This window comes from Mesorhizobium sp. M2A.F.Ca.ET.037.01.1.1 (assembly GCF_003998075.1).
Classification (GTDB): domain Bacteria; phylum Pseudomonadota; class Alphaproteobacteria; order Rhizobiales; family Rhizobiaceae; genus Mesorhizobium.
In genome coordinates this window covers 1-9,712 of record NZ_RZSA01000140.1, presented here as the reverse complement: position 1 = coordinate 9,712, position 9,712 = coordinate 1, and the positions used below count along the sequence as shown (strand labels likewise).

Sequence of the window (9,712 nt, the reverse complement as noted above, 5' to 3'; positions counted from 1 at the left end):
CATCCGCACCGAGCGCTACGGGGTTTAGATCATGATCCCGAAAAGTGGGTGCCGGTTTTCGGGAGGGATCATGCTTCAACAAAGAGCATGATCCCGGAAAGTGGGAACCGGTTTTCGGAAGAGATCATGCTCCAACAAAGAGCTGGATCAGGATGGCGATTCAACGGAAAATCATCCTGATCCGGCGCGCCGATTGCTCGGCGAGCCTTCGCCACGAGACGCCTCCGGGCACTGAACTTCTGTTCGGCAGGACAGCGGCCGGCGAGGGTGTTCCCGCAACGGCCCTTGCCTCGACCGACAAGCCTTCAGGCCTCGATGTCCAGCGCCGACAACGGCCTCGAACAGCAGGCCAGGATATAGCCGTCATCGATCTCGTGATCGAGAATGCCGCCATTGTGGCTCATCGAAACCTCGCCGGAGACCTTTTTCACCTTGCAGGTGCCGCAGAGACCGAACTCGCAGGCCGCCGGGATCCTGACGCCCGAAGCGCGCGCCGTCTGCAGCACGGTCTGTCCGGGGACGCATTCCGCATCGACGTTTGAAAGCGAAAAGCGGACCGGCGTCACCGCCTCGGCGAGCGGCTTGGCTTCGTCGCCGGCCGGCATCGCGAACGGCGCCGGGACTTCTTCCACGGCCGGCGCCGCGAAGCTCTCCTGATGGTAGCGGCTCATGTCGAAGCCGGCGGCCTCCAGCATCTGGCGCACGGCGCGCATGAAGGGGTCCGGCCCGCAGCAGAAGATTTCCCGCTCGCGGAAATCGGGTGCCAGAAGCGGCAGCCGGATCGCGTCGATGCGGCCCATATGGCCGAACCAGCCCTCGCGGCTCGACCGCTCCTCGATCATGAAGCCGAGCGACAGGCCGGGCATGCGGCTGCCGAGCAGTTCGAGCTCCTTGCGGAAGATGATCTCTTCCGGCCGCCGCGCGCAATTGACGAAACCGACATCGGTCCAGGGCGCGCAGTCGTTCAGCCAGCGCAGCATCGACATCATCGGCGTGACGCCGGAACCGGCCGAAATGAACAGATATTTGGCCGCTGGATGGCTGTGCAGCGAGAAATCGCCGGTCGGCCCGTAGGCCTTCACATGGACGCCGGGCTTCAGATTGTCGAACATCCAGCGCGTGCCGACGCTGTCGGCTTGCGCTTTCACCGTCACCGCGATCGAGAACGGCCGCGACGGCGAGGACGACAGCGTGTAGGTCCGCATCAGCGGCCCGTCGGCCGTCGGCAATTCCAGCGTCACGAACTGCCCGGGTTTGTAGCGGAACCAGGTCTGATTGTCGGAGCGGAAGGTGAACGTCTTCACCTGCGGCGCCTCGTCGCTGACGCCGATCACTTCCAGCACCTGCAGCCTGTCGTTCCAGGGCGCCATCTCGTCGAGATGGCGATAGAGGCCGAGATCCGTCATCGCGTTCATCTCCTTAGCCTTCAGGCGACGCTGCGCAACGCCGGGCGACCGCCTTCGGCAAGGCGCGGACCGATGAAGGAGGCGTACCACTCGACGAACTGGATGACACCGCCCTCATGCAACTCGGAATAGGGACCAGGCTCGTAAGCCGGCGACAGGATGCCGAGCGCGTTTTCCTCGACGATGCGGCGGTCCTGATCGTTGGTCTCGGTCCAGACATGGGTGAGTTCTGCCAGATCGTAGTCGACGCCTTCCACCGCGTCCTTGTGGACCAGCCATTTCGTCGTCACCGCGGTCTCGGTGGCGCTGATCGGCAGCACACGGAAGGTGACGGCGTGATCGATGAGGATGTGGTTCCACGTGGTCGGGTAATGGTAGTGCATCAACGTGCCGATGCGGTAGGCGGCGACGCTGGCGGACAGGTTTTTCGTCACGGCGCGTCTGCCGCTCATCGTGTAGCTGACGGCGTCGCGCAGCAGCGGCGCGCGCGTTGCGCGGTATTGCCCGGCCGGATCGATCCGGAACCGGCTCGGCAGACCCGCCGCCTCGCATTTCGCCCAGTGCGCAAGCATTTCCGGATCGCTGTCGGCGCCTTGCACACCTGTCACCGTCGGCGCTTCCGGAAAAGTCTTGCACAGTTCCGGATGGTTGCCGGCGCAATGATAGCACTCGCGGTTGTTTTCCCAGACGAGCTTCCAGTTGCCCTTTTCGACGATCGTCGATTCGAACGCGACCTTCGCCTCGCTCAGCCGGTGCGGCAGGACATAGGGTTCGATCATGGCGCGCATCGGCGCGAAGTCGGCCGGCTCTTTTGCCAGGCAAATGAAGATGTAGCCGCCGACGCTCTCGCAGGCCACGGGCTTCAGTCCGAACTGGCTCTTGTCGAAGCCGTCCGCCATCTGGCGCGCGAACAGCAGCCGCCCGTCGAGCTCGTAAGTCCACTGATGGTAGGGACAGACCAGCTTGGCGGCGGTGCCCTTGTCGGTGTTGCACAGGCGGCTGCCGCGATGCCGGCAGGAGTTGTGGAAAGCGTTGATCCTTCCCTTCTGGTCGCGGACCAGCACCACCGGATAATCGCCGATCTGAACGGTGATGTAGCTGCCTGGTTTCGGCAGCTCGCAATCATGGCCGATGAACAACCAGTCACGATGCCAGATCAGCTCCATATCGAGCTTGAAATAGTCGGGATCGGTGTAGAAGGGCTGCTCAAGCGAGTAGCCCTGCTTGCGGCTCTGCAGGAGCCTCAGCATGTCGTTGCGCGCATCCATGTCCTGTCCTCGCATCAAGGACTGAACTGGTGGTGATGGAGAAGAACGACCGCCACCGGCAGGGCCGGGCACGCGCCGTCCGCCTCTTGACCGCCCACCGCGATCAGTCGAGTTCAAAATGTCTCTGGCTGGTTTCCGGGCTTTGGAGTTGCCCTCGCGGGCGGTCGCAACACCTTCCCAGGCCCATGGCCCAGTGGTCTCCCGTTGCGACCTCACTCCACCACCGTTGCGGGGGCAGCGCCGGATTTCGACCGGCTTCCCAATTCTCCGCCTCGTCGCGACGAAGCGGCACCTGAGATGGCCTGATCTAACCACGACGGCCGGTTTCCCGTCGGCATGAAAACGACATCGCATCCATACGGCGCGACAATGGGCGGCGTGTTCACGTTGCCGATTCTCGTCCTTCTCGCCATGCCACCGGCTTCCAGGGGTGCTCCCGGACGAGGTTCGGGAGCGTCGTTGATGGTTAACAGTATCAAAAAGTGACTATTAGCAGATTCTAAAATCGAACCGAACGGTTCGTTTCTGTTGACGGTGCGTGCAGAACGCTGTGAACGTTGGCGCTCCGACACACTTGGTGAGCCAGCAGCATAAATCACATAAGTCATTGATTGAACTTAGCAAAAAAATGGTTGTAGGCATGCTTATGAAAACTTCAAGAGGCGGATTCATGGTCCAGACGAAAAAACTTCGTGATTGGAATCCCGCAGTCGGCTCACCCAAATGAGCGCTGTCCGAACGACGCGATTTCATTCCCAAGACACGCCGCTAGACGGACTGAATAAAAATACTGGAGTAGCAAAAATGAAAAAGATTGTTCTCACTGCCGCCGCCCTTCTGGCAATTTCCGGCAGCGCCTTTGCCGGTAGCGACAATTACAACGCGCAGGCTGCCAACCCGCCGGCCGCCACGGTCGACTCTTCTTACACAGCCTCGGTCCGCAAGTCCGAACCGGCTGAACAGAAGCCTGTCACCACGGGCGCCGACCGCAACCTTTTCGGTAACAACTAACAGCCGACTTCGAACGGCGACGGGTTTGCCCGTCGCCTCGGTCGGATCAGGAAATTCAGGAGTACTGAGATGAAAAAGATCATTCTTGCCACCGCGGCTCTCATGGCCGTTTCCTCGGCTGCTTTTGCGGGCAGCGACAATCACGGCAACAGCGGAGTCAACCAGCCGGCTCCCGCCGTGGATACGACCCGCACCTCGTCGATCGGCACCGACTCGCCTGTCTACAAGCTGCTGAATTCGTCCCGCGACGCGCAGAAGTCGGCTCCGCAGCAGGGCAGCGACCGCGACCACTTCGGCAATCGTTAACAGCCGACCGTGATTTGAAAACAGGAGCGGCGGGCCAGGGCCCGCCGCTTCTCTTTGCCGCAGCGGCTCTGCGCTCAGGCTGCCTTCGCCTCTTCGCGATGCAGCGTGAAGGAATGGCCGTCGGCGTCGAAAATATGCAGATCGCTGGCGCTTGCGTTGAGCCGCAGCGTCTCACCGCGCTTGACCTCGACATTGCCCGGCAGCTTGGCGACCAGCGGCAGGTCTGCGCGGCCGATATCGATATAGACGAGCTGAACCTCGCCGAGTTGCTCGATATAGTCGACCTTGCCCTCGAAGAGGTAATCGGAACCGGTGGCGATCGCGAGATCCTCCGGCCGCACGCCGAAGCTGACCGCCGCGCCATTCGCCGAAGCAGGCGTCGCGATCGGCACCGTCGCCTTGCGGTCGCCGACATGGCTGACCACGGTCGGATTGCCGGCCTTCTCGATCTTTGCCGGCAATATGTTCATCGCCGGCGAGCCGATGAACTGGGCGACGAACAGATTGCCCGGACGCTTGTAGAGTTCCATCGGCGTGCCGACCTGCTCGACGACGCCGTCCTTCAGCACCACGATGCGGTCCGCCAGCGTCATCGCCTCGACCTGGTCGTGGGTGACGTAGATCATGGTGGTGTTCGGCATCGATTCCTTGAGCTTGGCAATCTCGATGCGGGTGGCGACGCGAAGCGCTGCGTCGAGGTTCGAAAGCGGCTCGTCGAACAGGAACACTTTTGGGTTGCGCACGATGGCGCGGCCGATCGCGACGCGCTGGCGCTGGCCGCCCGACATCGCCTTGGGCAGGCGATCGAGATATTTGGTGAGCTGCAGGATCTCCGCCGCCTGTCGCACCCGCTTGTCGATCTCCGCCTTGCTTTCCTTGCCGATCTTCATCGAGAAGGCCATGTTGTCGTAGACGGTCATATGCGGATAAAGCGCATAGGACTGGAACACCATGGCGATGCCGCGCTTCGACGGCGGCACGTCGTTCACCACCTCGCCGTCGATCTTCAGTTCGCCCCCGGTGATCTCCTCGAGACCGGCGATCGACCGCAGCAAGGTCGACTTGCCGCATCCCGACGGTCCGACGAAGACGATGAACTCGCCCGATTTGATGTCTAGGTCGATGCCGTGGAGAATATTGAGGTTGCCGTATGATTTCCTCACCTGGTTGAGCGTGACATCGGCCATGGTTCTCTCCTTCCGTTGATCTCTATCTGCAAGTTCAGTCGATGCGCCCGAACCAGGCGCCGTATCCGCCGAGGCGGACCGGCCCGCTGCCAGTCTGTCCCGAAAAGCCATGTCCGGGCAAGGGCTTCAGCGAGCCTTGGCCGAGATTGACCTCGGCGGGCTTGCTGCCGAGGTTGAAGGCGCAGACGATCCGCTCATTGCCCTCGCGGCGCGTGAAGGCGACGGTATCGCCATCGCTTTCGATGAAGTCGATATCGCCCTTGCCCAGCGCCGGATGCTGGCGCCGGAAGGCGAGGAAGCGGCGGTAATGCTCGAGCAGCGAGCTTGCATCGCCCTGCTGCACGTTGACGGCCTGCGACAGGTGCCTGCCCGGCACCGGCAGCCAGGGCTTGGCGGTCGAGAAGCCGCCATTCTTGGCCGCGGCCTCCCACACCATCGGCGTGCGGCAGCCGTCGCGGCCCTTGAACTCCGGCCAGAAGCGGATGCCGTAGGGGTCCTGCAGGTCCTCGAACTTCAGCTCCGCTTCGCCAAGGCCGAGTTCTTCGCCCTGGTAGATGCATACCGAGCCGCGCAGCGACATCAGAAGCGCCGAGATCACCTTCAGATAGGCGGTCGGGTCCGTCTCGTTGGCGGCCCAGCGCGAGGCGACCCGCATCACGTCATGGTTGGAGAAGGCCCAGCACGACCAGCCGTCGCTGGCGACCCGGCCGAAGGCCTCCAGCACCGCGCGCACTTTCGCCGCGCTGATCTTCTCCGGCGCCAGGAAGTCGAAGGAATAGCACATGTGCACGCGCTTGCCGTCGGCGGTGTAGGCGGCGACCACTTCCAGGCCGCGCTGCGAGTCACCGACCTCGCCGACGGCGGCCTGTGCCGGATATTCGTCCAGAAGCGCGCGGAAGCGCTCGAGGAAGCCGAGATTCTCCGGCCGGCTCTTGTCGTAGATATGGTCCTGGTAGTTGTAGGGATTGACCGCAGGTGCGGTCTGGTCGTTGCGCTGTTCCGGCGGCAGCGCCGGATTGTCCTCCAGCCCCTGGCTGTGGAAGTAGAAATTGATCGTATCCAGCCGAAAGCCGTCGACCCCGCGCTCAAGCCAGAAGCGGGTGATGTCGAGCAGCGCGTCCTGGACTTCTCCATTGTGGAAGTTGAGGTCGGGCTGCTCGGCCAGGAAATTATGCATGTAATATTGCTGGCGGCTGGTGTCCCACTGCCAGGCCGAGCCGCCGAAGATCGACAGCCAGTTGTTGGGCGGCGTGCCGTCCGGCTTGGCGTCGGCCCACACATACCAGTCAGCCTTTGGATTGCTGCGGCTGGAGCGGCTTTCCTTGAACCACGGGTGGATGTCGGCGGTGTGCGACAGCACCTCGTCGATCATCACCTTGAGGCCCAGGCGATGGGCCTCCGCCACCAGCGCGTCGAAATCGGCGAGCGTGCCGAACATCGGGTCGACATCGCAGTAATCCGAGACGTCATAGCCGAAATCCTTCATCGGCGATTTGAAGAAGGGCGAGATCCAGATGGCATCGACGCCGAGCGAAGCGATGTAGGGCAGACGCTGAACGATGCCCTTCAGATCGCCGATGCCGTCGTCGTTGGAGTCCTGGTAGGAGCGCGGATAGATCTGGTAGATCACCGCGCCCCGCCACCAGTCTCGGTCGATCGCAGGGTCTGGTCTCGAAGTCGCCTTCAAAGCCGATTGCATGTCTTCAACCTCCTTTCACCGAGCCGGCAAGCAGCCCGCGGACGAAATAGCGTTGCAGCGAGAAGAACACGATCAGCGGCACGATGATGGTGATGAATGCCGATGTCGTGAGGATTTCCCAATTGCCGCCGCGTGAGCCGAGCAGCGCGTTGAGCTTGGCCGTCAGCACGATCTGATCGGGCGCCGTGCCGAGGAAAACCATCGCCACCAGCAGATCGTTCCATACCCATAGGAACTGGAAGATGGCGAAGGAGGCAAGCACCGGGAACGACAGCGGCAGCACGATCTTGACGAAGATCTCGAAATCGCTGGCGCCGTCGATGCGCGCCGATTCCATGATCTCGCGCGGCAGGCCGGCGATGTAGCTCCTCAGCAGATAGATGGCGAAAGGCAGGCCGAAGCCTGTATGCGCCAGCCAGATGCCGAGATAGGTCTTCGACGGCACGCCGAAGAAGGTGCCGACGCCGTTATAGAGCTTGAGCAGCGGGATGAGCGACATCTGCAGCGGCACGACCAGCAGGCCGATGATGACGGCGATCAGCAGCGCCCGGCCGGGAAAGCGCATCCAGGCGAGCGCATAGGCCGCGAAGGCCGCGATCAGGATGGGGATGATCGTTGCCGGAATGGTCACCGTCAGCGAGTTCATGAACGAGCGGCCGATGCCTTCGGAAAACAGCACGGCATCGTAGTTCTCGGTGGTGAATTTCGGCGGCGCCGAGGAGGCGTAATAGACGCGCTGGCCGCGGTCGCCTTCGAATGCCTTCGGCGAGGCGAGCACGAAGCTGCCATCCGCGTTCACCTGCAAGGTGACGCCGTCGCCGAGATCGGCCGCCGTGCCGGCCTTGTATTGCGTCGGCGCCGCCGCCTTGACGCCAAAGGCGCTGATGTCGCGCTTGGCGCCGTCGCCGAAGACATTGCCTTCGATGACATATTTGCCGTCCTTCTGCGTCTGCGCCGCGGCGGCCGGCAGTCGTCCGGCCTCGGTCTGGCTGGAACTGGCGAAGGAATTCCACCAGCCCGAGGCGATGATCTGGTCCTTGTCGCGCAGCGACGAGACGAGAATGCCGAGCGTGGGGATGGTCCAGATGACGACGAAGACCAGCACGGCGATATGAACGCCGAAGCGGCTGGCGAAGGACTTTCCGGTGGACGCGGCCATCTCAATGCCCTCCCGTCTCTTTGTTGGCCTGCCGGATGTTCCAGACCATGATCGGAATGACCGCGATCATGATGATGATGGCGATGGTCGCGCCGCGGCCGAAATCGCCGCCGCCGCGGAACATCCAGTCGAACATCAGATTGGCCAGCACCTGGCTGTTCCATTGGCCGTTGGTCATGGTCAGCACGATGTCGAACACTTTCAGCACCAGTATGGTGATGGTGGTCCACACCACCGCGATCGTGCCCCAGATCTGCGGCACCATGATTTTCCAGAAGATCTGGAACGGGTTGGCGCCGTCGATCACGGCGGCCTCGAGCGTCTCTTCCGGAATGCCGCGCAGCGCCGACGACAGGATGACCATCGCAAACCCTGTCTGGATCCAGATCAGGATCACCATCAGGAAGAAATTGTTCCAGAACGGCAGCGATATCCACACCTGCGGCTGGCCGCCGAAATACTGGATGATGGCGTTGAGCAGGCCGATCTGCACCTGGCCCTCGCCGCGGTACTCGTAGATGAATTTCCAGATCACGCTGGCGCCGACGAAGGAGATGGCCAGCGGCAGGAAGATCAGGCTCTTGGCGATCGTGCCCCACCAGATCTTGTCGGTGAGCACGGCGATGATCAGCCCGAGGAAGGTGCAGGCCGCCGGCACCACCGCCAGCCACAGGATGTTGTTGAGGATCGAGTTGCGGAAATCGTGGTCGCCGAACGCCCATTCGTAATTGGCGAGGCCGACGAAATTCTCGCCGCCGCGATCGAGGAAGGAGAGCCGCAGCGTCTCGATGACCGGGTAGATCAGATAGATGGTGAGGATGATCATCGCCGGGCCGACGAACAGCCAGGGCCGCACCAGGCCCTGGCGGCGCAGATTGTCGACGGCTGCCGCGCCTGAGACGCCGCGCGACGGGAAAACGAGATCGAGCAGTTTGTTGGCGCCCCAGAAATAGGCGACACAGCCGCCGACGCCGATGATGATGACGAATATGGCCGAGAAAATCTGAGCCGCCATGGGTCCCTCTCCCTGCGCATGACCGGCCAGCCGGGGCTGGCGGTCGGATGCACCGACTTTCGGTTATTCGGAACGATCGAAACGCGAAGGCTTCCGGCGTGGACCGCCGGTCGGATCCGGGCCGTAGCCCGGATCCTGGTGGAGGATGAGGAAAATATCAGGCCGCGCGCGGCGGTCTGTTTGCCGGATGGCTACTTGATGGCATCCCAGCTTTTCTGGATGTCGGCGGCGACGTCCTGCGCGGACTTGCCGCCGACCAGGTCGATCATGCCGGTCCAGAACGAGCCCGCGCCGACCTTGCCGGGCATCAGGTCGGAGCCGTCGAACCGCACCGTCGTGGCTCCAACGAGGATCTCGCCCTGCTTCTTCAGCGCGTCGCTGCCATAGGCGTCCTTGTTGGCGGCCTTGAACGGGGTGACGAAGCTCTTCTGCGCCATCCACAATTCATGCGCGAGCGGCATCTGCAGGAACTTGATGAACTCGCGCGAGGCCTTGGAGTCCTTGGTGATCATCACCAGCGTTCCGGCCACTTCCAGCGGCGTGCCCAGCTCCGGCTTGGAGGCGTAGGGCGGATAGGGGAAGAAGTCCGCATCCTGGCCGAGCTTCACGTTCTCCGGGAAGAAGGAAGGAATGAATGAGGCCTGATGGTGCATGTAGCATT

At 62.5% G+C, this 9,712-nt stretch carries 8 protein-coding genes, 2 pseudogenes and 1 riboswitch; of the genes and pseudogenes, 3 read left to right on the top strand and 7 right to left on the bottom strand.

Annotation, left to right across the window (positions count from 1 at the left end):
* A pseudogene (locus EOA27_RS41490) lies at nt 1-180 on the top strand (hypothetical protein); the annotation flags it as partial.
* Between the two features lie 125 nt (nt 181-305).
* Here the strand turns inward: EOA27_RS41490 and EOA27_RS09830 are convergent.
* Nucleotides 306-1,406 carry a hybrid-cluster NAD(P)-dependent oxidoreductase gene (locus EOA27_RS09830; RefSeq protein WP_126083604.1) on the bottom strand — a complete coding sequence of 367 codons (1,101 nt, stop codon included), beginning with the start codon at nt 1,404-1,406 and terminating at the stop codon, nt 306-308.
* A 20-nt stretch (nt 1,407-1,426) separates the two neighbouring features.
* Nucleotides 1,427-2,674, bottom strand: coding sequence for an aromatic ring-hydroxylating dioxygenase subunit alpha (locus EOA27_RS09825; protein WP_126079926.1), 1,248 nt, complete (start codon nt 2,672-2,674; stop codon nt 1,427-1,429).
* Nucleotides 2,675-2,782: 108 nt separating this feature from the next.
* Nucleotides 2,783-2,985: riboswitch (cobalamin riboswitch) on the bottom strand.
* Between the two features lie 493 nt (nt 2,986-3,478).
* Between EOA27_RS09825 and EOA27_RS09820 the strand changes: the two genes are divergently transcribed.
* Nucleotides 3,479-3,685 (top strand): DUF680 domain-containing protein, encoded by a 207-nt coding sequence (locus tag EOA27_RS09820; RefSeq protein ID WP_042637362.1) that lies wholly within the window; start codon nt 3,479-3,481, stop codon nt 3,683-3,685.
* A gap of 69 nt (nt 3,686-3,754) precedes the next feature.
* Nucleotides 3,755-3,991, top strand: coding sequence for a DUF680 domain-containing protein (locus tag EOA27_RS09815; protein ID WP_126079925.1), 237 nt, complete (start codon nt 3,755-3,757; stop codon nt 3,989-3,991).
* Nucleotides 3,992-4,065: 74 nt separating this feature from the next.
* Here the strand turns inward: EOA27_RS09815 and ugpC are convergent, their stop codons facing one another.
* The 5 genes and pseudogenes from ugpC to EOA27_RS09790 form a co-directional block, all read right to left on the bottom strand.
* Nucleotides 4,066-5,178 carry a sn-glycerol-3-phosphate ABC transporter ATP-binding protein UgpC gene (gene ugpC / locus EOA27_RS09810; RefSeq protein WP_126079924.1) on the bottom strand — a complete coding sequence of 371 codons (1,113 nt, stop codon included), beginning with the start codon at nt 5,176-5,178 and terminating at the stop codon, nt 4,066-4,068.
* Between the two features lie 34 nt (nt 5,179-5,212).
* Nucleotides 5,213-6,877, bottom strand: a complete 1,665-nt coding sequence (locus EOA27_RS09805) for an alpha-glucosidase (protein WP_126079923.1) — start codon at nt 6,875-6,877, stop codon at nt 5,213-5,215.
* 4 nt (nt 6,878-6,881) lie between these two features.
* On the bottom strand, nt 6,882-8,036 hold the full coding sequence (locus EOA27_RS09800) for a carbohydrate ABC transporter permease (protein WP_126079922.1): 1,155 nt from the start codon (nt 8,034-8,036) through the stop codon (nt 6,882-6,884).
* A gap of 1 nt (nt 8,037) precedes the next feature.
* Nucleotides 8,038-9,051 carry a sugar ABC transporter permease gene (locus EOA27_RS09795; protein ID WP_126079921.1) on the bottom strand — a complete coding sequence of 338 codons (1,014 nt, stop codon included), beginning with the start codon at nt 9,049-9,051 and terminating at the stop codon, nt 8,038-8,040.
* A gap of 191 nt (nt 9,052-9,242) precedes the next feature.
* A pseudogene (locus tag EOA27_RS09790) lies at nt 9,243-9,712 on the bottom strand (alpha-glucoside ABC transporter substrate-binding protein); the annotation flags it as partial.